Raw genomic sequence first — 23167 nt, forward strand, 5'->3', positions numbered from 1 at the left:
CGCGCCATGTCCGTCGATACTGCCACCGTGCGGCACGTCGCCAAGCTTGCGCGCCTCGCCATGAGCGACGCCGAAGTCGAGGCGCTGGTGCCCGAACTCAACAACATCCTCGGCTGGGTCGACCAGCTGGGCGAGGTCGACACCAGCGGGGTCGAGCCCCTCGCCACCGTGATCGACCAGAAACTGCGCTTGCGCGACGACGTCATCGACGCCGATCCGCTCACCGGCGGCAATGTCCGCGACAAGGTGCTCGCCAACGCCCCCGACGCGCAGCACGGCTTCTTCGCCGTTCCCAAGGTGATTGAATAGTGGCCGACCTCACCAGCCTCACGCTGACGCAGCTCCGCGACGGCTTCCGCGCCGGCGACTTTTCCGCGCGCGAGATCGCGACAAGCTTCAACGCCGCGGTGGCCGCGTCGAAGGCGCTCAACGCCTATACGGTCGAGACCCCCGAGGATGCGCTCGCCTGCGCCGACAAGGCCGACGCTGCGCGCCAGTCGGGCGACCTGAAGCCGCTCTCGGGCTTGCCCCTCGGCATCAAGGACCTGTTCGCGACCGAGGGCGTCGACACGACCTCGGGCTCGAACATCCTCAAGGGCTTCAAGCCGCCCTACGAAAGCACGGTCTCGGCCAAGCTTCGGGCCGACGGTGCCGGCATGCTCGGCAAGCTCAACATGGACGAATTCGCCATGGGCTCGTCGAACGAGACCAGCGCCTACGGCCCCGTCATTTCCCCATGGAAGCGCAACGATGGCGGCAATGCCGCGCTGACCCCGGGCGGAAGCTCGGGCGGGTCGGCGGCGGCGGTCGCGGCGGGCCTCGCGCCCGGCGTCACCGGCACCGACACCGGCGGCTCGATCCGCCAGCCCGCGGCCTTCACCGGCATCACCGGCATCAAGCCGACCTACGGCCGCTGCAGCCGCTGGGGCATCGTCAGCTTCGCCTCGTCGCTCGACCAGGCCGGCCCGATGAGCCGCACCGTGCGCGACTGCGCGATCCTCCTGGAATCGATGAGCGGCTTCGATCCCAAGGACGCAACCTCGCTCGACGCCCCCGTGCCCGCGTGGGAGCAGGGACTGTCGAGCGATTTGAAGGGCAAGCGGATCGGCATCCCCAAGGAATACCGGATCGACGGCGTCCCCGACGAGATCAACGCGCTTTGGGACCAGGGCATCGCCTGGCTCAAGGACGCGGGCGCGACGATCGTCGAGATTTCGCTTCCCCACACCAAATACGCGCTGCCGACCTATTACATCATCGCGCCGGCCGAAGCGTCCTCGAACCTCGCCCGCTATGACGGCGTCCGCTACGGCCTGCGCGAAGCGCCCGAGGGCGGCAATCTCGACGCCATGTATGCCGCGACCCGCGCCGCCGGCTTCGGCGCCGAGGTCAAGCGCCGCATCATGATCGGCACCTACGTGCTCTCGGCCGGCTTCTACGACGCCTATTTCACCAAGGCGCAGCGCGTCCGCGCACTGATCAAGCGCGACTTCGCCGAAGCTTTCGAGAAGTGCGACCTGATCCTGACCCCGACCGCGCCGAGCGCGGCCTTCGGTCTCAAGGAAAAGACCAGCGATCCGCTCGCCATGTACCTGAACGACGTCTTCGCCGTTCCCGCCAGCCTCGCCGGCCTTCCGGCGATGAGTGTGCCCGGCGGCCTCGACAGCCAGGGCCTGCCGCTCGGCCTGCATCTCATCGGCCGCGAAATGGACGAGCAGGGCGTCCTCAACGCCGGCCTCGCAATCGAAGAACGCGCGGGCTTCAGCGCCCGTCCGGAGAAGTGGTGGTAATGGCCGACGCAAACGCACCCTATCGCATCAAGGGCGAAACCGGCGAGTGGGAGGTCGTGGTCGGCCTCGAGGTCCACGCGCAGGTGACCTCCAACGCGAAGCTGTTCAGCGGCGCTGCGACCGCTTTCGGCGCCGAGCCCAACACGCAGGTCAGCCTCGTCGACGCGGCCATGCCCGGCATGCTCCCGATCCCGAACAAGGAGTGCATCCGCCAGGCGGTCCGTACCGGGCTCGCGATTGATGCCACGATCAACAAATGGTCGCGCTTCGACCGCAAGAACTATTTCTACGCCGACCTTCCGCAGGGCTACCAGATCAGCCAGCTCTATCATCCGCTGGTGGGTGAGGGGTCGATCACTGTCCTCACCGACGAGAAGGACCCGGCCAGCGCGCGCACCATCGGCGTCGAGCGGATCCACGTCGAGCAGGACGCCGGCAAGCTGATGCACGACCAGCACCCGACGATGAGCTATGTCGACTTGAACCGCTCGGGCGTCGCCCTGATGGAGATCGTCTCCAAGCCCGACCTGCGCTCGCCGGCCGAGGCTGGCGCCTATCTGCGCAAGCTGCGCGCCATCCTCCGCTACGTCGGTTCGTGCGACGGCAACATGGAGGAAGGCTCCATGCGCGCCGACGTCAACGTTTCGGTCCGCAAGCCCGGCGAGCCGTTCGGCACCCGCACCGAGACGAAGAACGTGAACAGCGTCCGCTTCGTGCAGGCAGTGATCGAACTCGAGGCCCGCCGCCAGATCGAGGTGCTCGAGGAAGGCGGGGCGATCGTCCAGGAAACCCGCCTCTACGATCCCGACAAGGGCGAGACCCGCTCGCTCCGCTCGAAGGAAGATGCGCACGACTATCGCTACTTCCCCGATCCCGACCTGCTCCCGCTCGAGCTCGACGACGCCTTCATCGACGCGTGCCGCGACAGCCTGCCCGAACTGCCGGATGCCAAGCGCCAGCGCTACGAGGCGGCGGGGATCACCGCCTACAATGCGAGCGTGCTGACGGCCGAAGTTGAAATCGCACGCTGGTTCGATGCGCTGCTCGAACAGGGCGCGGAGCCCAAGCAGGCGTCCAATTGGGTGAATGCCGAGCTGTTCGGCGCGCTCAATCGCCTCGGCAAGGACATCGCCGACTGTCCCGTCTCGCCCGCCCAGGCCGCCGAGCTTCTCGGCCTCGTCGCCGACGGCACGATCAGCGGCACCATCGCCAAGACCGTGTTCGAGAAGATGCTCGAGACCGGTGACGGCGCGGGGGCCATCGTCGAGCGCGAGGGTCTCAAGCAGAACAGCGACACGGGCGCGATCGACGCCGAGATCGACAAGATCCTCGCCGCCAATGCCGACAAGGTCGCCCAGTATAAGGACGGCAAGGTCCAGCTGTTTGGCTTCTTCGTCGGCCAGACGATGAAGGCGATGGCCGGCAAGGCCAACCCGGGTGTCGTCAACGAGCGGCTGAAGGCAAAGCTCGGCTGATTACAGCACCTCGTCGGGGACGGGGATCACGCTTGTCTCCGTCACGGGCTGCCAGCTGATCCGCGCCGTCCGGGCGGCCTTGTCGACCTCGCTGAGGACGAAGCTTCGCCCCGGCAGCTCGACCAGGAAGGTGCCGTCGGGCTGCTTGTGACCCTTGATGGTGCTGGCAAAGCCGTGCCGCCCGCGCGCGTCCTCGTAGCGGAAGAAGGCGAAGGGCTGCTCGGTGCCGCCTTGCTCCATCGACAGCTGGAAATTGGCGCCGCCGTTATAATGCACCTTGAAGCGGTCGCCCGGGCCGACCTTGGGGCCGGCTTCGAGCGTGTAGCGAATGGCCGCCAGCGGCTGCGGCTGGCGCTCGGCTGGTTCGCCGGTGTTGAGCAGCATCGAGTGATCGACCGACCCGTCGTTGTCGCGATCGATGACGCAGAACTGACCGTCGGTGGTGCTGCGCCAGACCGCGCGGGACAAAGGATTGCCGACATAGGTCGCGCGCGGCAGGCAGAAGGTCATGGCCTGCTCGAACCCGGGCTGCGGATAGGTGACCTGGGTCCGCGCCAGCACGTCACCTGCGGCGACCGCGAAGCTTCGTTTCCCGAACTGCCGCGAGACAGGACCGGCAAGCGTCGCGCCCTGCCGCCAGCGCATCGGGATCTCGAGGATCATCTCGCCGGTGAGGATCGTCCGGGTGCCGCCTTCGTGCGGCTCGACCACCGCGAAGCGGGACTCGACCTCGAGCAGCTTCGGCTCGGCCAGCACCGGCGTGGCCGCCTGCGCGGCCAGCAACAACCCGACGATCATCATGACGCACCCCCTGACCTCGATGCCGCCGAACCTAGAGCGGGCGCGAGCCGAGCCGCAAGAGCACACTGGATTGCGCCGCCGATCCGGCTAGACCGGTGGCCATGCGTAGCCTCCTCCTCGCCGCCGCCGCTTCCCTCGTCGCCGTTCCTGCCGCCGCGCAGGGGCCGGCCAAGCCGCCGAAGCTCATCGTCGCCATCTCGATCGACCAGTTCTCGAGCGACCTGTTCGAGGCCTATCGGCCGCACTTCACCGGCGGGCTGAAGCGGCTCGCCGACGGGGGCGTCACCTTCGCCAACGGCTATCAGAGCCACGCCGCGACCGAGACCTGCCCCGGCCACTCGACCCTGCTCACCGGCCGCCATCCCGCCGTCACCGGGATCGTCGCCAACGACTGGACCGACCAGAATGCGCCGCGGGCCGACAAGACGGTCTATTGCGCCGAGGACGAGCGCGTGCCCGGATCGACCTCGTCGGCCTATACCGTGAGCCCGCTTCACCTGCGGGTCACGACCTTCGGCGAGCGGCTGAAGGCGTTCAGTCCCCAGAGCCGCAACGTCGCGGTCGCCGGCAAGGACCGCGCGGCGATCATGATGGGCGGGCACAATGCCGACCAGCGCTGGTACTGGGACGGCAAGAACTGGGTCACCGACCTCAAGACCGCCGCCGTGCCGCGGACCATCGCCGCCGTCCGCCCGGCCTTCGCCGCCGCCTTCGCCCAGCCCCGCGCGGGGCTCGAGCCGCCCGCGCTCTGCCAGGCCCGCGCAACCCCCTACCAGGTCACCCCGACACTGACCGTCGGCAACGGCACGCTGGCGCGCGGCGCGGGCGACAACCGCAATTTCCGCGCCAGCCCCGAGATCGACGGCGCGACGCTGGCGATCGGGCTCGGCCTCGTCGGCGAGATGGGGCTCGGCAAGGGCCCCGCCACCGACGTCCTCAGCCTCAGCCTGTCGGGCACCGACTATGTCGGCCACAGCTACGGCTGGGGCGGGCAGGAGATGTGCCTCCAGATGCTTGCCCTCGACCGCGAGCTGGCGGGCTTCCTCGCCGCCCTCGACGCGAGCCGGGTCGACTATGCCGTGGTCCTGAGCGCCGATCATGGCGGGCTCGACCTCGTCGAACGCCTGCGCGCCGGGGGCATGGCCGACGCCGCCCGGCTCGACCCCAATTTCTCGGTCGAGACGATCGGCAAGCAGCTTGCCGGCCGGATCGGACGCACCGCGCCGGTGCTGCTCGGCGGCTCGGTCGGCGACGTGTGGATCGACAAGAGCCTGTCGCCCGCCGACCGACGCACGGTCGAGACCGGCGCGCTCGCCATCGCCCGCGCCCACCCGCAGGTCGAGGCGGCCTACACCGCTCGCGAGATCGGCGCGTTGCCACTGCCGAGCGGCGACCCGTCGAAGTGGACCGTCCCCCAGCGCCTCCGCGCGAGCTTCGATCCGGCGCGCTCGGGCGATCTGCTGATCGTCCTCAAGCGCCACGTGGTGCCGATCCCGAAGCCCAGCACCGGCTATGTCGCGGGCCACGGTTCGCCCTGGGACTACGACCGCCGCGTGCCGATCATCTTCTGGCGCCCCGGCACCAGGCCCGCCGCGCCGCGCACCGCCGCCGACACGGTCGACATCCTGCCGACGCTGGCAAGCTGGGTCGGGCTGCCGATCGAGAAGGGCAGCGTCGACGGCATCTGCCGGACCGAGGCCGCCCGCTGCCGCTAGGCGAAGCTGAACAAGGTCTCGAAGGTCCTGGGGTCGGCGAGTCGTTTTCGGGCGATGCGGTCGCGGGCGATGTTGTCGGCTTCATGATGGTCGGCGGGTGTTTTCGTTCCTCCGTTGCTTGATGATCACGCGCCCGTACTAACCTTTACGGTTAGTTGAGCATGGCGAATCCTACTTGGCAAGCGACGCCATTCGGTTATTCGCCGTCAGCGAAGTCGAAGGGGTCGCGCCATGCGTGCTTCGACTTCGCTCAGCTCAAACGAGCGGCGGCAAACTCCTGACCTTGCCATTTGGCAGTTGGAGGCCTACATAAGTCCACATGGCACTATCGCTCGTTCCCCAATCGAACGATCCCCCGCCCGCCGCCGGACCGATCAGCGAGGCGGAGGGGCAGGCGGCGTTCCGGGCGGTCCGGACCCTCTTCGGCCACTGGGGCGTGACCGACGAACAGGCCGCGCTGCTGCTCGACACGCCGGTGCGCACCTATCGCCGGTGGAAGGCCGACGGCCCGCCGCGGCTCGGGCGCGACACCAAGGCGCGGCTCTCGAACCTGCTCGGAATCCACAAGGCGCTGCGGATCCTCTTCACCGATCCCCAGCGCGGCTATGCCTGGGTCAAGGCGGCGAACGCGGCGTTCGGGGGGACAAGCGCGCTCGGCGTGATGCTCGGGGGCGAGCTCACCGACTTGATGCGCGTGCGGCGCTATCTCGACGCGGAGCGGGGCGGGTGGTGAGGGCTCGCTCCCGTCGTCCCGGCCTTGAGCCGGGATCCACCGTCTTCGCCGGCAAGGCAGGTGGACCCCGGATCAAGTCCGGGGTGACGTCTTATGGCTAGGGCCGCCCCCCGCACCCGCCTGGTCGAGTGGCCGGCGGCGCGGCGGATCATCCGGAGCCTGTTCCCGCCGATCGACCTGTTCGAGGACCTCGCCGACCCCGCCGACTGGCCGCTGCTGCTCGCCGCCGAGGCCAAGACCAATCCGCGGCTGGCGGCCAGCGTCGGCGCGCTCGATTTGATACCTCCCGAGCGGCGGGTCGCGGGGCCGGGGGCGAGCCTCGTCATGGCGCCCTTCACCCATGTCTCGACCGATCGCCCGAGCCGGTGGAGCGACGGGAGCTTCGGCCTCCTCTATCTCGCCGACAGCTTCGAGACCGCGCTCGCCGAGACCATCCACCATTTCGAGCGCTTCATGGCGCGCACCCGCGAGCCCGCCGGCTGGACCAGCCAGTTCCGCGAACTGGTGGTGCCGGTCACGGTGCGCGCCGAGGTGGTGGGGAAGGCGCGGGCGGACTTGCTGGATCCCGACGATTATGCCGCGAGCCAGGCCCATGGCGCGGAACGCCGCGCGGCGGGGGTGGAGGCACTGCTGTGGCCAAGCGTCCGCGCGCACGGCGGCGAGTGCCTCGCGCTGTTCTGGCCCGACCTGTGCGGGTTGCCCGTGCAAGCGCGGCACCTCGACTATCACTGGGACGGGGCGCGGGTGGACTATGTGCGCGACGCGGGGACGCGGGAGGTTTGGGGGGTCGCAATCAGCCGGTGGGGGCGAGACCTCGAAATCGATCAAGGTCCCTGCGACCGCCCAGGCGCGAAAGACCGGGAAGCAAGCCAAGACTGAAATGATCCTCGAGAAGCTTGCCTGATCACGGGTCCAGCAAGCGCCGCCTCTTCCGTGCGCGGCTCGGGTGCTCGAGCTTCCCCTATGCCCGCCCGCGCGCTTGGGTTAGCCTGCATGCTCGGCGCGGCGGACGAGGGTGGGACGACGATGAAGCAGCTGATCTATCGCTCGCAGCCCTTCGGGTTCGACAAGGCGATGCTGGCGGGAATCCTGATGAGTGCGCGGCGCAACAATCCGCGGGACGACATCACCGGTGCGCTGATTTGCCGGCATGACCTGTACCTGCAACTGATCGAGGGGCCGGCGGCGGCGATCGATGCGCTTTATGCCAGGATCGCCGAGGACGATCGCCACAACGACGTCCGTCTGCTGCTGACCGAGGAGGTCGAGGAGCGGATGTTCCCCGACTGGGCGATGCTCGACGACGAGCCGCGCTCGTTGTTCTGGTCGCCCGAGGAGATCGCCGCCGGCGCGCTCGAAGCGGCGGGACCGCGGGGGCTGCGCGCGGCTTTCGCGCGGTTGCAGCGGCCGGGGCCAGGGCGACCGAAGCCGGGGCCAAGCCTCTCGCTGGTCGAATAAGGCGGCCGGCCGGACCATCGCCCGGCCGGGATCAGTCGCGCCTTATTGATCGAGGAACGAGCGCATCTTCCGTGACCGGCTCGGGTGCTTGAGCTTCCTCAGCGCCTTGGCTTCGATCTGGCGGATGCGTTCGCGGGTCACGCTGAACTGCTGGCCGACTTCCTCGAGGGTGTGGTCGGTGTTCATGCCGATGCCGAAGCGCATGCGCAGGACGCGTTCTTCGCGCGGGGTGAGGCTCGCCAGGACCCGGGTGACGGTTTCCTTGAGGTTGGCCTGGATCGCGGCGTCGACCGGGATGACGGCGTTCTTGTCCTCGATGAAGTCGCCGAGGTGGCTGTCTTCCTCGTCGCCGATCGGGGTCTCGAGGCTGATCGGCTCCTTGGCGATCTTCATCACCTTGCGGACCTTCTCGAGCGGCATCGAGAGGCGCTCGGCCAGCTCTTCCGGGGTCGGCTCGCGGCCCGTTTCGTGGAGGAACTGGCGGCTGGTGCGGACGAGCTTGTTGATCGTCTCGATCATGTGGACCGGGATTCGGATGGTCCGCGCCTGGTCGGCGATCGAGCGGGTGATGGCCTGCCGGATCCACCAGGTGGCGTAGGTCGAGAACTTGTAGCCGCGGCGATACTCGAACTTGTCGACCGCCTTCATGAGCCCGATGTTGCCTTCCTGGATGAGGTCCAGGAACTGCAGCCCGCGGTTGGTGTATTTCTTCGCGATCGAAATGACGAGGCGCAGGTTCGCCTCGACCATTTCCTTCTTGGCGATGCGCGCTTCGCGCTCGGCCTTCTGGACCTGGTTGACGATCCGGCGGAACTCGCTGAGCGCCATGCCGGTGCCCTGGGCGATCTCGCCGATCTCGGTGCGGATGCGGTCGACGCTGTCGCGCTCGGCCGCGGCGAAGGCGGCGAACTTCTTGTCGATGGTGCTCGCGCGGTCGAGCCAGCTGTCGTCGAGCTCATGGCCCATGTAGCTGTCGAGGAAGGCCTTGCGCGGCACGCGGTGGCGCTCGGCAAGACGCAGCATCTGGCCGCCCAGCGCGGTCAGGCGCCGGTTGTAGCTGTAGAGCTGCTCGACCAGATACTCGATCTTGGCATTGTGGAACTGCATGCTCTCGACCTCGGCCGTGAGCTGCTCGCGAAGCTTCTGATATTCCTTCTCCTTGGCGGGGGAGAAGGGCGTGCCGGCGGCCATGCAGGCGAGGCGCGCGTCCTGGAGCTTGGCGAACTTCTTGTAATGGTCGGTGATGGCGGCGAACCGTTCGAGCGCCTGCGGCTTGAGGGTTTCCTCCATCTGCGCGAGGCTGAGGGTGTTGTCCTCCTCTTCCTCTTCGGCGGGCTTGGGCGCGCGGTTCTCGCGCAGCTCGTCCTCGTCGTCGCCGTCGGCAGGGGCCGATTCGGGCTCGTCCTCTTCCTTGAGCGTCGGGCCGGCGGCCGCGGCGGTGACTTCGCCGTCGCCGTCCTCGTCATTCTCGGCGGCGTTCAGCTGCTCGGCGCTGGGGCCCTTGGACAGCATCGCCTCGAGATCGAGGATCTCGCGCAGCTGCATCCGGCCTTCGTTCAGCGCGGTCGACCATTCGATGATGGCGTTGAAGGTGATCGGGCTTTCGCACAGCCCCCAGATCATCGTGTCGCGGCCGGCCTCGATGCGCTTGGCGATGGCGATCTCGCCCTCGCGGCTGAGAAGCTCCACCGCGCCCATCTCGCGCAGGTACATGCGGACGGGATCGTCGGTGCGATCGACCGTCTCCTTCTTGACCGCGGCGGCGGGGCGCGGGCCACCGTCGTCGAGCGGATCGACCTCGTCGTCGCTCGACGCCTCGGCCTCGTCCGATTCCTCGTCGTCCGAGCCTTCTTCCTTCTCGACGATCTGCACGCCCATGTCGTTCAGCGCCGACATGACGTCCTCGATCTGCTCGGAGGACATCTGGTCCTGCGGCAGCGCCTCGTTCAGTTCGTCGATGGTGATCGTCCCGCGCTTCTTGGCGCGCGCGATCAGCTTCTTCACCGAAGCGTCGTTGAGATCGATGAGGGGGGCGTCGCCGCCGTCCTGATCGTCGGTGTCCTGAGGTTCTACTTTGGCCATGTGCGCTCGCGCTTATTCAATAATACTGAAATCTGCCAGTCTTCTGTTCGCTTCGGTGATCGCACGCTCCAGCCGGAGCATGTCCGCCGGCGCATGTTCGTCGCCCTCGATCGCGCGTTGCCGGGCATGTCCGAGGGCGGCCGAAATTTCCCGCTTTTCCGCGAGAAGTTCGATCACGGCCTTGAGATCGGCCCGGCCTTTCGCCGGATCGGTCTCGGAGCGGTTGAAGGAGAAGACCACGCCCGAACCGCGCTGCATCTCTTCGAGGAGCTTCGCGGTCCGTTCGTCCGCCAAGATGGGAGCGAGTGCACGCGAATCAAGGGCGGGGGCGTGGAGCGCGGCGGAGAGGAGGCGTTGCTTCAGCGCCTCGGCCGCGGGATCGGCGAAGGGGAGGGCGGCAAGGAGCTCGGCTTCCTCGAGGATGAGGTCGGGATGGACCGCGAGGCCCGCCGCGAGCGCGCGGGCGGTGAAGGGGTCGATCCCCGAGGCGCCGATCGCGCGCGCTTCGGCCCCGGGCGGGGGCTCGGGGGGCACGAAGCCCTTGCCCCTGACCCACGCGCCGCGGCGCTGGCCTGGCGAGGACGGGCGGCCCGGCGTGGGGGCGGGGGCGGTCCCGCGATCGCGGCGATTGAGCGCGTAGAAGCGGTCCATCCACTCCTCGCGGTAGAGCTGTGACAGCGAGCGATCGGCGATCGCGGCGGCATGGTCGACCAGCCGCTGCTTGAGCCCCGCGCGCTGCTCCGGGGTGGTCAGCGGCGAGGCTTCCACCTCATGGCGCCACAGGCGGTCGACGAGCGGCTCGGGCCGGCCAAGCAGCGCCTCCACCGCATCGCGGCCGCCGGCGTTGACGAGGTCGTCGGGGTCCTGGCCCTCGGGCAGGGTGACGAAGGAGAGGGTGCGCTCGGGACCGAGCAGGGGCAAGGCGCGCGTCGCGGCGCGGATCGCGGCCTTGGCCCCGGCCTTGTCGCCGTCGAAGCAGAGGATGGGCGAGGGGTCCATCCGCCACAGCAGCTCGAGCTGGCGCTCGGTCAGCGCGGTGCCGTTGGGGGCGACCACTTCGGCGATACCGGCGCGGTCGAGGCCGATCACGTCCATATAACCCTCGACCACGATCAGTCGGCGGGCCTGGCGCGACGCGGGCGAGGCGCGGTCGATGTGATAGAGCGAGGAGCCCTTGTCGAAGAGCACGGTCTCGGGGGAGTTGAGATATTTGGGCTCGCCGGTCCCAAGGATCCGCCCGCCGAAACCGATCACGCGCCCGCGCTGGTCGCGGATCGGGATCATGAGGCGGCCCCGGAAGCGGTCGTAAGGCTCCTTCTTCGGCTCGTCCTCGACGCGGATCAGGAGGCCGCATTCGACCAGCTTGTCGTCGCCATGGCGTTCCAGCGCCTTCCTGAGGCCGTTGCGGCGGTCGGGGGCGAAGCCGATCCCGAAGCGCTTCACCGCGCCCGCGCCGATTCCGCGTTTCTGGCAGTAGGCGCGGGCCTCGGCGCCATCGAGGCCCTCGAACTGCTCGGTGAACCAGGCGGCGGCATCGGCCATGACGTCGTGGAGCGTTGCCTGGCGCTTGGCGCGTTCCTGCGAGCGCGGGTCGGCGGCGGGCACTTCGAGGCTCGCGGCCTGGGCGAGTTCCTTGACCGCGTCCATGAAGGGCAGGCCGCGGTTCTCGGTCAGGAAGCGGATCGCGTCGCCATGCGCCCCGCACCCGAAGCAATGGTAGAAATGCTTTTCGTCGTTGACGGTGAAGCTCGGCGTCTTCTCGTTGTGGAACGGGCAGCACGCCTTCCACTCGCGCCCGGCGCGGGTGAGCTTCACATGCGGCGCGATGACGCTGCTGAGCGTCGTGCGGGCGCGGAGCTCGTCGAGGAAGGCGGGGGTCAGCATGGCTCCTCACTCCCCTCCCGCTTGCGGGAGGGGCTGGGGGTGGGCGCGACGGGACCAGGAGGGCAGGCCGTCGAGCTTGGCGAGGATCACGGACAGTACCCCATCCATGTTGCCGAGCACGTCATGGTTCCAGAAGCGCATGACTGTGAGGCCTTCGGAACGAAGAAATTCGGTCCGCATGGTATCGGAAACGCTCTCCGCATGCTGTCCGCCATCGAGCTCGATGACAAGTCCACGCTCGCGGCAAAGGAAGTCAGTAATGAAAGGTCCTACCGGCATTTGCCTCGAAAACTTGTGGCCGCCGAGCTGCCTGCGACTGAGATGACGCCACAAGAGACGTTCGGCATCCGTCGCGTTGTTGCGGAGGTATCGAGCGCGGCGAGTGGGGCGTTCGGTGCGCTCAGCCATCATGTCAGAATGCCCACCCCCGGCCCCTCCCGCAAGCGGGAGGGGTGAAGGCGTGAGCGTGCGCTAGGCCCCGCTCAACGCCCCCTTCACCAGCCCGCTCGCGCGCGCCGGTTCGATGCTGGTGCCGAGCCGTTCCTTCACCGCGGCCATGACGCGGCCCATGTCCTTCATGCTCGTGGCGCCCAGTTCGGCGACGATTTCCCTGACCTTGGCCTGCGCCTCCTCGTCCGACAGCTGCGCGGGGAGGAAGCGTTCGATGACGGCGATCTCGCTTTCCTCCTGGGCGGCGAGCTCCTCGCGGTTGCCCTGGCGGTACATGGTCACCGATTCGCGGCGCTGCTTGATCATCTTCTGGAGGACCTCGGTGACGACCGCGTCGTCGTCGGTTGTCGCCGCGGCGGTGCGCAGTTCGATGTCCTTGTTCTTGATCGCGCTCTGGATCAGGCGGATGGTGGCGGTGCTCTGCTTGTCGCCGCTTTTCATGGCGGTGACGAGGGCGGTCTTGATGGTGTCGCGGATCATGGGGGCGCTCGTTAAATGCTCGCGCGCCGGTTGACCAGCGGGACGCTTTTCCCTAGCGGCGGCGGCTTAGCGACATCGTTGTCCCGACCCGAAGAGGAGCCCTCCGCCCGATGGCCAATCCTGCGCCCGATGCTGCGCCCGCCGGAGCCACCGGCGCCCTCGTCTTTGCCGACGGCCGCGTGATCTGGGGCAGGGGGTTCGGCGCTGAAGGGGCCGAGGTCGCCGAGCTGTGCTTCCACACCGCCATGACCGGCTATCAGGAGGTGATGACCGATCCCTCCTTCGCGCGGCAGGTGGTCTGCTTCACCTTCCCGCACATCGGCAACGTCGGCGCCAACGACGAGGACGTCGAGGCCGACGATCCCCATGCGGTGGGCGCGATCGTGCGCGAGGCGGTGACCGGACCGAGCAACTTCCGGGCGACGGTCGACTTTCCGGCCTGGATGGCGAAGCACGGGCGGATCGGGCTGTCGGGCGTCGACACGCGGGCGCTGACGAAGCTGGTTCGGCGCGAGGGGCCGCCGACGGTGGTCATCGCGCATGACGCCGAGGGCAAGTTCGATATTCCGGCGCTGGTGAAGATGGCGGCGGAATGGCCGGGGCTCGAGGGGATGGACCTCGCGAAGGACGTGAGTTGCGAGCAGCTCAGCACCTGGTCGGGCGGCAAGTGGGAGATCGCGCTCGGCTATGCCGACAAGGGCGCGGAAGCGGACCGCCCCCACGTCGTCGCGATCGATTACGGCGCCAAGCGCAACATCTTCCGCAATCTCGTCGAGGCGGGTGCGCGGGTGACGATCCTGCCGGCGACCGCGAGCTTCGAAGACGTCATGGCGCACGAGCCCGACGGCTTCTTCCTGTCGAACGGGCCGGGCGATCCGGCGGCGACGGGGGAGTATGCGATCCCCGTCATCCGCCAGATGCTTGAAACGAAGCGGCCGCTGTTCGGTATCTGCCTCGGCCACCAGCTCCTCGCGCTCGCGGTCGGCGGCCGGACGAGCAAGATGTTCCAAGGCCATCGCGGGGCCAACCACCCGGTCAAGCGCCTCGCCGACGGCGCGGTCGAGATCACATCCATGAACCACGGTTTCGCAGTCGAGCGCGAGGGGATGCCCGACAACGTGCGCGAGACGCATGTGTCGCTGTTCGACGGGTCCAATTGCGGGATCGAGCTTCAGGACCGGCCGGCGTTCAGCGTGCAATATCACCCCGAGGCGAGCCCGGGGCCGCAGGATAGTTTCTATCTGTTCCAGCGGTTCGTGGGGATGATGCGGTGAGCTTCAAGCTCACTGGGCCTGACCATTGGCGTTACCGTTACGCCGCGCGTTTCCTCGGCAGCAGACTCATGCTCGCCTTGCAGGTCCTGCTCGTCGGGGCATTTCTCGCTGCTCTTTTCTTGCAGAGGCCGGCCATCATGGTGGCGGGCATGATTGTCGCGGCGCCGTTCATCATCCCGGCGGCCGGTCTTGGCTGCTGGCGATGCAACTACAATCTGCTTCGGAGGTATCGCGGTTCAGGCTCCATCGAACATGGGGATAGCTGGACTGGAGAGCCGGACACAGTGGGCATGTTGAACCGGATCCCGAACCGCTGCCCCAAATGCCAAGCAACGATCCTCACCGAAGAACCTTTGGAAGTGAGAACAGCCTAAATGCCCCGCCGCACCGACATCTCCTCCATCCTCATCATCGGCGCCGGCCCCATCGTCATCGGGCAGGCCGCGGAGTTCGATTATTCGGGCAGCCAGGCGGTCAAGGCGCTGAAGGCCGAGGGCTACCGCGTCATCGTCGTCAATTCGAACCCGGCGACGATCATGACCGATCCCGAGCTCGCCGACGCGACCTATATCGAGCCGATCACGCCCGAAGTGGTCGCGCGGATCATCGAGGCGGAGAAGCCTGACGCTTTGCTGCCGACGATGGGCGGGCAGACCGCGCTCAACACCGCGCTGTCGCTCTACAAGGACGGGACGCTCGACCGGCTGGGGGTCGAGCTGATCGGGGCCAATGCGGCGGCGATCGAGAAGGCCGAGGACCGGCAGCAATTCCGCGACGCGATGGACGCGATCGGGCTCGAAAGCCCCAAGAGCGCGGTGATCCACTCGGTCGAGGAGGCGCTCGGCGTGCTCGACACGATCGGCTTGCCGGTGGTGATCCGGCCGAGCTTTACGCTGGGCGGCACCGGCGGCGGCATCGCCTACAACCGCGAGGAATATCTCGAGATCGTGAAGTCGGGGCTCGAGGCCTCGCCGACGACCGAGGTGCTGATCGACGAGAGCCTGGTCGGGTGGAAGGAATATGAGATGGAAGTCGTGCGCGACCGCGCCGACAACGCCATCATCATCTGCTCGATCGAGAATGTCGACCCGATGGGCGTGCATACGGGCGACTCGATCACCGTCGCGCCGGCGCTGACGCTGACCGACAAGGAATATCAGCGGATGCGCTCGGCGAGCATCGCCGTGCTGCGCGAAATCGGTGTCGAAACAGGCGGTTCGAACGTCCAGTTCGCAGTCGATCCCAAGACCGGGCGGATGGTCGTGATCGAGATGAATCCGCGCGTGTCGCGTTCGTCGGCGCTGGCGTCGAAGGCGACCGGCTTCCCGATCGCCAAGGTCGCGGCCAAGCTCGCGGTCGGCTACACATTGGACGAGATCGCCAACGACATCACCGGCGGTGCGACCCCGGCGAGCTTCGAGCCGACGATCGATTACGTGGTGACCAAGATCCCGCGCTTCACCTTCGAGAAGTTCGCCGGATCGAAGGTCGAGCTGTCGACCGCGATGAAGTCGGTCGGCGAGGTGATGGCGATCGGCCGCAGCTTCGGCGAAAGCCTGCAGAAGGCGCTGCGCGGTCTCGAGATCGGGCTGTGCGGGCTGGACCGCGTGCGGCACCTCGAGAATGCGGCGCCCGAGGAGATCGAGGCCGCGCTGGCGGTGGCGACCCCCGACCGGCTGCTGGTCGCGGCCGAGGCGCTGCGCCATGGGCTCAGCGTCGAGCGGATCAATGCCATTGCCGGCTTCGATCCCTGGTTCCTCGAGCGGCTGGCCGAGATCGTCCGCGCCGAGGGCCAGGTCCGCGCTTATGGCCTGCCCAACGACGCCGCCGGCATGCGGCGGCTGAAGGCGATGGGCTTCTCCGACTCGCGGCTGGCGCAATTGTCGCTGCGCTCGACCGGCATGCACCGCGGCATGAGCGAGATGCAGGCGCGCGGTGGTGGGATCGTCCACGAGGCGATGCGCGCGATGACCGGCGGGGTGACCGAGGACGAGGTTCGCAGCCACCGGCTGAAGCTCGGCGTGCGCCCGGTCTACAAGCGGATCGACAGTTGCGCGGCCGAGTTCGATGCCTCGACGCCCTATCTCTATTCGACCTACGAGGCGCCCCTGTTCGGCGAGCCCGAGGACGAGGCGGAGATTTCGGACAAGCGTAAGATCGTGATCCTCGGCGGCGGTCCCAACCGGATCGGGCAAGGGATCGAATTCGATTATTGCTGCTGCCACGCGGCCTTCGCGCTGCGTGATGCGGGCTTCGAGACGATCATGGTCAACTGCAACCCCGAGACCGTCTCGACCGATCCCGACACGTCAGACCGGCTCTATTTCGAGCCGCTGACGCAGGAGGACGTCCTCGAGATCGTCACGCGCGAAGCGGAGAAGGGCGAACTTGTCGGGGTGATCGTGCAGCTGGGCGGGCAGACGCCCCTGAAGCTCGCCGCGGGCCTGCAGAAAGCGGGAATCCCGATCCTCGGGACGAGCCCGGACTCGATCGACCTCGCCGAAGACCGCGAGCGGTTCGCGGCGCTGGTCAATCGCCTCGGCCTCAAGCAGCCCGAGAACGGAATCGCGCGCAGCCGCGAGGAAGCGCTCAAGGTCGCCGAGCGGATCGGTTATCCGGTGCTGCTGCGGCCGAGCTACGTGCTCGGCGGGCGGGCGATGGAAATCGTCGACGGCCCGGCGCAGCTCGAACATTATATCGCCACCGCGGTCCAGGTGTCGGGCGAGAGCCCGGTGCTGGTCGACCGGTACCTGCGCGACGCGACCGAGGTCGATGTCGACGCGATCTGCGACGGCGAGACGGTCGTGCTCGCGGGCGTGCTCGAGCATATCGAGGAAGCCGGCGTCCATTCGGGCGATAGCGCCTGCTCGATCCCGCCGCACAGCCTCGGCCAGGCGATCATCGCCGAGATCGAGCGGCAGACCGAGGCGCTCGCGCTGGCGCTCAAGGTCAAGGGGCTGATGAACGTCCAATATGCGGTGAAGGACGGCGAACTGTATCTCATCGAGGTCAATCCGCGGGCGAGCCGGACCGTGCCCTTCACCGCCAAGGCGATCGGCACCCCGGTCGCGAAGATCGCGGCGCGGGTGATGGCGGGCGCGTTACTGGGCGACCTGCCGACGATCGACCGGGCGATCGCCCATGTCGCGGTCAAGGAGAGCGTCTTCCCCTTCGCGCGCTTCCCCGGCACCGACCCGGTCCTCGGACCGGAAATGAAGTCGACCGGCGAAGTCATGGGAATCGCGGCCGATTTCGAAATGGCCTTCGCCAAGAGCCAGATCGGCGCCGGCACCACGATGCCGCAGGAAGGGACCCTGTTCGTCTCGGTCAAGGACAGCGACAAGGACGCGATCGTGCCCGCGGTCGAGGCGATGCTCGACCTCGGCTTCGAGGTGGTCGCGACCGGCGGCACGCACGACCATCTCGCCGCGCGCGGCCTGAAGGTCACCAAGGTCAACAAGGTGGCGCAGGGGCGGCCGCACATCGTCGACCGGATCGTCGATGGCGGGGTGAGCCTCGTCTTCAACACGACCGAGGGCTGGCAGAGCCTCAAGGACAGCCAGTCGATCCGCGCCACCGCGCTCAATCGCAAGGTGCCCTACGTCACCACGGTGGCGGCGGCACAGGCGATGGCGCGGGCGATCCGGGCGGCGCGGGGCCGCTCGCTTGAAGTCCGGTCCTTGCAGTCCTATTATTCCGCCCGCGTATAAATCCCTCCCAGCAACGGACCACATCGGCCCGCATCCCGCGGGGGAGCCAGACTTTTGAAGAAGGACAGGGGCGTCAATGGCGAGTGAAAAGGTGCCGATGCTGGCCGAAGGCTATCGGCTGCTCGAGGAAGAACTGAAGCGCCTTCGGCAGGAGCGCCCCGAGATCGTCGACGCGATCGAGGAAGCGCGCGCCCATGGCGACCTCAGCGAAAACGCCGAATATCATGCCGCCAAGGAGCGGCAGGGCCAGGTCGAGGCGCAGATCGCCGACATCGAGGACCGCCTCGCGCGGGCCCTCGTGATCGACCCCACCACCTTGTCGGGCGACAAGGTCGTGTTCGGCGCGACGGTCAATCTGGTCGACGAGGACGACAAGCCGATCCGCTACCAGCTGGTCGGCCAGCAGGAAGCCAATGCCAAGAACGGCCGGATCAGCTACAATTCGCCGCTCGGCCGCGCGCTGATCGGCCGTCAGGTCGGGGACGAGGTGGAAGTCACCACCCCGTCGGGCGACCGCTATTACGAGATCGCCGGGATCGAGTTCGTCTAGGCGCCGCGCGGGTGTCCGGCGTCCTTCGCACCGCGACCTTCTGGATCGCCGTCGTCACGGCGGCGGTGAGCCTCGCGGTCATGAGCAGCCTGTTCGGGCCGCACGCCGTGCTCGCCTTCGCCTTCGTCCCCGCGCGGATCGCCGGCGTGGCGTTTCCGTTCGAGGCGGTGCCCGCGATCCTGACACCGCTCAGCGCGACCCTCGTTCACGGTGGCTTCGCGCATCTCGGCTTCAACCTGCTGATGCTGGTCTATTGCGGGCTGGCGGTCGAGCGGGTGCTCGGGCGCTGGGCGCTCGTCCTGCTCTATGTGGTCAGCGCCTATGCCTCGATGGCGGCGCAATATGCGGTCGATCCGATGAGCACCGGGCCGGTGATCGGGGCGAGCGGGGCCATCAGCGGAGTCGTCGGCGCCTACGCGCTGAGCTTCGGGCGAGCCAAGAGAATCACCGACAATTTGCGCCTCAACCGCTGGATCAACATCGTCTGGCTGGCGCTCGCCTGGGCCATACTGCAGGTGATCATCGGCTGGTCGGCCGGGCAGGGCGGGATGATGCTCGCAACCCCGGCGCATGTCGGCGGGTTCGTGGCGGGGCTGCTGCTCCAGCGCCCGCTGCTCCTGTGGCGCTACCGGAAGGCCTAGCGGGAAGGCCGACCGGTCCGATAGGCGGTCAGGAGGATCGCGCCGATCCCGGCGAGATTGGCGAAGGCCACCAGTCCGATCCGCGCGCCCAGCGGCTCACCCTCCGTCACGGCGATGGCCGCGGTCACGGCGACCATGGTGAGGAGGATCCCGCCGATCAGCACGACCCAGCCCTGCCAGGACGCCGGCGCCGCCCGGAACCGGCCTGCGCTCAGCTTGTAGATGAACCAGGGGTCACCGCGCATCGCGGCGGACGACCGCTCAGACTTCGGGTTCGAGCAGGCGGTGGAGGTGCACCACCACATATTTCATCTCGGCGTCGTCGACCGTGCGCTGGGCCTGCGCGCGCCAGGCTTCCTCGGCGTCGGCGTAATTGTCGTACATGCCGACGATGTGGAGGTTGGGGAGATCGGAAAAGTCGAGGCCCTGCGGGTCCTTCACCTTGCCGCCGAACACGAGGTGGAGCTTGCTCATGCGGGGGCCGGTAGCATGGGCAGGTTCGGCGGTGAAGGCGTCCTTCGACGTCGCTCGGGACGAACGAACATTTATCCGTTGATCCCGAGCGGAGCGCGACGCGCGTCGTCGAAGGACGTTTTCGTCAGGTCAGGCGTTGGCCGAACCGCTCGAGCTGGCGCCGAGGAAGTCGCGGAGCTTGTCGCCCGCCATTTCGTCGAATTTCTGCTTGGCCATGCCGCGGCCGCGGTCGATCGCGCCGGTGCCGGCCTCGGTGATCTTCGCGCCCAGCGGCTTGAGGAGTTCGCGCTCCTTGGCGCTCGCCGGAAGCACCGCGCCGAGCACGGCGCCGAGCGCGAGACCCGCGCCGAGCGCGATCAGCGGGCTGTTGTCGATCTGGTTCGAGGCGGTTTCGCCGAGGTCGGCGAAGCGGTCCGACAGGCCGCTCTGGCCCGCGGTGTCGAGGTTGCTGTTCGCATAAGCGTCGGTCTTGGCCATCACTCTACTCCTTGTCCGCGCCGGCATGGGCGCGTCGTGTCACTGGTTGGTCGTCCTCGTCGTCGCCGCCGATCCACCGCCCGACCGCCGCGACGAGCGGCTTCCTGGCGATGAAGGCCGCGGCCGCCGCCGCAATTCCCGCCGCCATCAGCGGACGGTCCTTGACCGCGGTGACCGTCTCGTCGGCGACGACGAGGCCCTTGTTCTTGGCATTCTGGACCGCGTCGGAGGCGAGCTTGCCGGGCGCAAGCCGGAGCTTCACCTCGTCGAGCGTCGCCATCAGACGGGCCTTGGCCGCATCGGCCTCGCCCCGGGCGCGGGCGATCCGGATCTCGTGCGCGTCGCTCATTTCGCCGGCTCCTTCGGGAGGGGCAGGCGGGAATAAGCGAGGTAGCCGAAGATCCCGGCCAGCCCTCCGAGGATCACGACGGTCAGCAGACCGGCCAGCGCCGCATTCATTACCTGCGCCAGCGCGACCCAGACGAGCGCGCAGCCGGCGAGAAATGCCGCATGGGCGAACAGCAGGGCAACGACCCCGAAGACGAGCGGGGCCTTGAGGGCACCGACCTTCTCCGAGCCGAGGGTCTTGTAATAAGCCACCTCGGCCTGGGCGTAGCTCTTGCCGTCCGCGACGAGGCGCTGGAGAAGGTCACCGACCCCCTCCGAAACGCCCGCCACCTTGTCGGTCTGCTTGAGCATCGGGCTCAGTTCTTGGTCCCGTCGCGGCGCGTGCCCTCTTCAGGCATGCCGGCCTTGAGCAGGCGCACGAGGCCGAACCCGAGGATCGCCGCGCCGGCAAGCGCGACGGCCGGGCTCTTGCGGACGAGGTCGCGGGCGTCGTCGACCAGTTCGTCGGGATTCTTGTTCTCGAGCGTGGTCGCATAGCGCTGGACGGTGTCGCTCGCGGTGCGGGCGTAGCCGGCATATTGCGGCCCGAGCTTTTCCTCGATCTGCGCGACGGTGTCGCCGATCAGGCTCGAGATGTTGCCGAGCGTGGTCGAGCCGCTCTTGAGCGTGTCGCCGACGAACCCGCGGGCGCGGCCGGCGGCCTCGTCACGGGCCTTGGTCGAGACGTTGCTGATCATGCCGCGAATGCCGCCGCCAGAAGTCGAGCCGGTGTCCTCGTCGGTGGTGACGAGCGCGTCGGTCGAGCGATCGGTCGCAGTGAGGCTGGTCGCGCCGCCGGTGGCACGGGTCGTGCCGGTCGCGGCCGGTTCGATGGTGGTGTCGGTGCCCTCGGGCAGCTTGTTGGTCGTGTCGGCCATGGCAGCCACTCCTTCCTTGAAACGCTGGAAAACTTTCTTGCGGCCTCCTAACGAGCCACCAGCGGGCGCCGTTCCGGCCTTTATTGGCAGATCGGAACCCGGCTCGTGACCTTCAAGTCCTTTGGCCACCGTAACGAATTTTGCTCCGGAGTGCATGCCCCATGACCGCCATCCTCGACATTCACGCCCGCCAGATCCTCGACAGCCGCGGCAATCCGACGGTCGAGGTCGACGTGACGCTCGAGGACGGGAGCTTCGGCCGTGCGGCGGTGCCCTCGGGCGCCTCGACCGGTGCGCATGAGGCGGTCGAACTGCGCGACGGCGACAAGAGCCGGTGGGGCGGCAAGGGCGTCGAAAAGGCCGTGGCGGCGGTCAACGGCGAGCTGGCCGAGGCGCTGCTCGGCTTCGATGCCGAGGACCAGGCCGAGATCGACGCCGAGATGATCGGAATCGACGGGACCGAGAACAAGAGCCGGCTGGGCGCCAACGCCATCCTCGGGGTCAGCCTCGCGGCGGCCAAGGCGGCGGCCGATGCGCGCGGGCTGGCGCTCTACCGCTATGTCGGTGGGGTCGCGGCGGACACGCTGCCGGTGCCAATGATGAACATCCTCAATGGCGGCGCGCATGCCGACAACCCGATCGACTTCCAGGAGTTCATGATCCTGCCCGTCGGCGCCGAGGCCTTCGCCGAGGCGCTGCGCTGCGGGTCGGAGATCTTCCATGCGCTCAAGGGCAAGCTTCATGCGGCGGGCCTGTCGACCGCGGTCGGCGACGAAGGCGGTTTCGCGCCCAACATCGCCAGCGCCCGCGCGGCCCTCGACTTCATCGGCGAGGCGGTGAATTCGGCGGGCTACCGCCTCGGCGACGACGTGCTGATCGGGCTCGACTGCGCCGCGACCGAATTCTTCAAAGGCGGCCGCTATGCGATGACCGGCGAGGGCCAGGAGCTCGGTTCGGAAGAGATGGCGCGGTTCCTCGAGGGCCTCGTCAATGATTATCCGATCGCCTCGATCGAGGACGGGATGAGCGAGGACGACATGGTGGGCTGGAAGGCGCTGACCGACCTCGTCGGCCACCGCGTCCAGTTGGTCGGCGACGACCTGTTCGTGACCAACGAGGACCGGCTGCGCGACGGGATCGAGGGCGGGCTCGCCAATTCGATCCTGGTCAAGGTCAACCAGATCGGGACGCTGACCGAAACCATCGACGCCGTCCGCCTCGCGCAGACCAGCGGCTACACCGCGGTGATGAGCCACCGCTCGGGCGAGACCGAGGATTCGACCATCGCCGACCTCGCGGTCGCGCTTGGCTGCGGCCAGATCAAGACCGGCAGCCTGGCGCGCTCGGACCGCACCGCCAAGTACAACCAGCTCCTCCGGATCGAGGAAGAGCTGGGCGACGTCGCGCGCTATCCGGGACGGGCCGCGATCAAGGCTTATGCTGGCTGATCGGCATCAGTGGCGCGCCGTCTTGGGCGGCGCGTCACTTTTTTGTTGCAGTGCCGTCCCAAACCCCTTGCGCCCATGACTCAAAACTGATTCTGTCTTTTTATGGGAAGAGGGGCAGTCAGCCAGGCACGAGGCCTGATCCGCAGGGCGATGTGGCCCGCGGTGTCGCTGCTCATCATCGGGACCTTCGCCGGCCATGCGGTCGCGGGTCCCAACGGCCTGCTCGCCTGGGGCGGCTATCACCGCGATCTCGCCGCCAAGAAGGTCGAACTGGCGACGCTCGAGGAGCAGCGCAACCAGCTCAAGCATCGCTCGGCGCTGCTCGACCCGCGCAAGGCCGATCCCGACATGGCTGACGAACTGGTTCGCAAGGACCTGGGGCTGGTCCGCCCCGACGAAGTCATCGTTCCGCTCGAGGATTGATGCAGACGTATGCGTGAGGTTGCACCTCGCGCGTCGC

At 68.0% G+C, this 23167-nt stretch carries 25 protein-coding genes; 14 read left to right on the top strand and 11 right to left on the bottom strand.

The window, feature by feature from the left end; all coding sequences use genetic code 11:
- Nucleotides 1-6 precede the first annotated feature (6 nt).
- The 3 genes from gatC to gatB are packed head-to-tail and all read left to right on the top strand — an operon-like array spanning nt 7 to nt 3265.
- On the top strand, nt 7-309 hold the full coding sequence (gatC, locus tag ABD693_RS10360) for an Asp-tRNA(Asn)/Glu-tRNA(Gln) amidotransferase subunit GatC (RefSeq protein ID WP_344696985.1): 303 nt from the start codon (nt 7-9) through the stop codon (nt 307-309).
- Entirely contained in the window at nt 309-1790 is a 1482-nt protein-coding gene (gene gatA / locus ABD693_RS10365; protein ID WP_344696986.1) for an Asp-tRNA(Asn)/Glu-tRNA(Gln) amidotransferase subunit GatA, read from the top strand. The genes gatC and gatA overlap by 1 nt, the downstream gene beginning before the upstream one ends.
- Entirely contained in the window at nt 1790-3265 is a 1476-nt protein-coding gene (gene gatB, locus ABD693_RS10370) for an Asp-tRNA(Asn)/Glu-tRNA(Gln) amidotransferase subunit GatB (protein WP_344696987.1), read from the top strand. Before gatA ends, gatB begins: the two co-directional genes overlap by 1 nt.
- Here gatB and ABD693_RS10375 read toward each other — a convergent pair whose 3' ends face one another.
- Nucleotides 3266-4066 (bottom strand): hypothetical protein, encoded by an 801-nt coding sequence (locus ABD693_RS10375; RefSeq protein WP_344696988.1) that lies wholly within the window; start codon nt 4064-4066, stop codon nt 3266-3268.
- Between the two features lie 101 nt (nt 4067-4167).
- On the opposite strand from ABD693_RS10375, the gene ABD693_RS10380 reads away from it, so the two are divergent.
- The 4 genes from ABD693_RS10380 (at nt 4168) to ABD693_RS10395 (ending at nt 7972) form a co-directional block, all read left to right on the top strand.
- On the top strand, nt 4168-5781 hold the full coding sequence (locus ABD693_RS10380) for an alkaline phosphatase family protein (RefSeq protein WP_344696989.1): 1614 nt from the start codon (nt 4168-4170) through the stop codon (nt 5779-5781).
- A gap of 319 nt (nt 5782-6100) precedes the next feature.
- Nucleotides 6101-6514, top strand: a complete 414-nt coding sequence (locus tag ABD693_RS10385; RefSeq protein WP_344696990.1) for an MbcA/ParS/Xre antitoxin family protein — start codon at nt 6101-6103, stop codon at nt 6512-6514.
- Between the two features lie 93 nt (nt 6515-6607).
- Nucleotides 6608-7393, top strand: a complete 786-nt coding sequence (locus ABD693_RS10390; RefSeq protein WP_344696991.1) for an RES family NAD+ phosphorylase — start codon at nt 6608-6610, stop codon at nt 7391-7393.
- Between the two features lie 147 nt (nt 7394-7540).
- On the top strand, nt 7541-7972 hold the full coding sequence (locus ABD693_RS10395; protein ID WP_344696992.1) for a BLUF domain-containing protein: 432 nt from the start codon (nt 7541-7543) through the stop codon (nt 7970-7972).
- Between the two features lie 42 nt (nt 7973-8014).
- Here ABD693_RS10395 and rpoD read toward each other — a convergent pair whose 3' ends face one another.
- The 4 genes from rpoD to ABD693_RS10415 all read right to left on the bottom strand — a co-directional run bounded on the left by rpoD (nt 8015) and on the right by ABD693_RS10415 (nt 12868).
- Nucleotides 8015-10054: an RNA polymerase sigma factor RpoD gene (gene rpoD, locus ABD693_RS10400; protein WP_344696993.1), complete on the bottom strand. Its 2040-nt coding sequence runs from the start codon at nt 10052-10054 to the stop codon at nt 8015-8017.
- Nucleotides 10055-10066: 12 nt separating this feature from the next.
- Nucleotides 10067-11938 carry a DNA primase gene (gene dnaG / locus ABD693_RS10405; RefSeq protein WP_344696994.1) on the bottom strand — a complete coding sequence of 624 codons (1872 nt, stop codon included), beginning with the start codon at nt 11936-11938 and terminating at the stop codon, nt 10067-10069.
- A 6-nt stretch (nt 11939-11944) separates the two neighbouring features.
- Nucleotides 11945-12346 (bottom strand): endonuclease domain-containing protein, encoded by a 402-nt coding sequence (locus tag ABD693_RS10410; RefSeq protein WP_344696995.1) that lies wholly within the window; start codon nt 12344-12346, stop codon nt 11945-11947.
- 63 nt (nt 12347-12409) lie between these two features.
- Nucleotides 12410-12868 (bottom strand): GatB/YqeY domain-containing protein, encoded by a 459-nt coding sequence (locus ABD693_RS10415; RefSeq protein ID WP_344696996.1) that lies wholly within the window; start codon nt 12866-12868, stop codon nt 12410-12412.
- A gap of 110 nt (nt 12869-12978) precedes the next feature.
- Between ABD693_RS10415 and carA the strand changes: the two genes are divergently transcribed.
- The 5 genes from carA to ABD693_RS10440 all read left to right on the top strand — a co-directional run bounded on the left by carA (nt 12979) and on the right by ABD693_RS10440 (nt 19043).
- Nucleotides 12979-14142 carry a glutamine-hydrolyzing carbamoyl-phosphate synthase small subunit gene (gene carA, locus ABD693_RS10420; protein WP_344696997.1) on the top strand — a complete coding sequence of 388 codons (1164 nt, stop codon included), beginning with the start codon at nt 12979-12981 and terminating at the stop codon, nt 14140-14142.
- Nucleotides 14139-14516 (top strand): hypothetical protein, encoded by a 378-nt coding sequence (locus tag ABD693_RS10425; RefSeq protein WP_344696998.1) that lies wholly within the window; start codon nt 14139-14141, stop codon nt 14514-14516. Before carA ends, ABD693_RS10425 begins: the two co-directional genes overlap by 4 nt.
- Nucleotides 14517-17852, top strand: coding sequence for a carbamoyl-phosphate synthase large subunit (gene carB / locus ABD693_RS10430; protein ID WP_344696999.1), 3336 nt, complete (start codon nt 14517-14519; stop codon nt 17850-17852).
- Between the two features lie 76 nt (nt 17853-17928).
- Entirely contained in the window at nt 17929-18402 is a 474-nt protein-coding gene (gene greA / locus ABD693_RS10435) for a transcription elongation factor GreA (RefSeq protein ID WP_344697000.1), read from the top strand.
- Nucleotides 18403-18413: 11 nt separating this feature from the next.
- Nucleotides 18414-19043 (top strand): rhomboid family intramembrane serine protease, encoded by a 630-nt coding sequence (locus ABD693_RS10440; protein WP_344697001.1) that lies wholly within the window; start codon nt 18414-18416, stop codon nt 19041-19043.
- Here the strand turns inward: ABD693_RS10440 and ABD693_RS10445 are convergent.
- From ABD693_RS10445 to ABD693_RS10470, 6 genes are all read right to left on the bottom strand, one after another.
- The gene (locus ABD693_RS10445; protein ID WP_344697002.1) at nt 19040-19288 is read right to left on the bottom strand and encodes a hypothetical protein; all 249 of its coding nucleotides are present in this window, start codon (nt 19286-19288) and stop codon (nt 19040-19042) included. The two genes, ABD693_RS10440 and ABD693_RS10445, sit on opposite strands and share 4 nt — an antisense overlap.
- Nucleotides 19289-19304: 16 nt before the next feature.
- Complete coding sequence (locus ABD693_RS10450; RefSeq protein ID WP_344697003.1) at nt 19305-19517, bottom strand: DUF4170 domain-containing protein; 213 nt, start codon at nt 19515-19517, stop codon at nt 19305-19307.
- Nucleotides 19518-19646: 129 nt separating this feature from the next.
- Nucleotides 19647-19994, bottom strand: coding sequence for a hypothetical protein (locus tag ABD693_RS10455; protein ID WP_344697004.1), 348 nt, complete (start codon nt 19992-19994; stop codon nt 19647-19649).
- A 4-nt stretch (nt 19995-19998) separates the two neighbouring features.
- Nucleotides 19999-20343 (bottom strand): hypothetical protein, encoded by a 345-nt coding sequence (locus ABD693_RS10460; protein WP_344697005.1) that lies wholly within the window; start codon nt 20341-20343, stop codon nt 19999-20001.
- Nucleotides 20340-20693, bottom strand: a complete 354-nt coding sequence (locus ABD693_RS10465) for a phage holin family protein (RefSeq protein WP_344697006.1) — start codon at nt 20691-20693, stop codon at nt 20340-20342. Before ABD693_RS10465 ends, ABD693_RS10460 begins: the two co-directional genes overlap by 4 nt.
- 5 nt (nt 20694-20698) lie before the next feature.
- A complete protein-coding gene (locus tag ABD693_RS10470; protein ID WP_344697007.1) occupies nt 20699-21259 on the bottom strand; it encodes a hypothetical protein in 561 nt (186 codons plus the stop codon).
- Nucleotides 21260-21420: 161 nt separating this feature from the next.
- On the opposite strand from ABD693_RS10470, the gene eno reads away from it, so the two are divergent.
- Both eno and ABD693_RS10480 read left to right on the top strand, forming a co-directional pair.
- Nucleotides 21421-22707: a phosphopyruvate hydratase gene (eno, locus tag ABD693_RS10475; RefSeq protein ID WP_344697008.1), complete on the top strand. Its 1287-nt coding sequence runs from the start codon at nt 21421-21423 to the stop codon at nt 22705-22707.
- 102 nt (nt 22708-22809) lie between these two features.
- Nucleotides 22810-23130 (top strand): FtsB family cell division protein, encoded by a 321-nt coding sequence (locus ABD693_RS10480; protein WP_344697009.1) that lies wholly within the window; start codon nt 22810-22812, stop codon nt 23128-23130.
- Nucleotides 23131-23167: the final 37 nt, after the last annotated feature.

It is taken from the genome of Sphingomonas rosea (genome assembly GCF_039538065.1).
GTDB classification, from domain to species: Bacteria; Pseudomonadota; Alphaproteobacteria; order Sphingomonadales; family Sphingomonadaceae; genus Sphingomicrobium; species Sphingomicrobium rosea.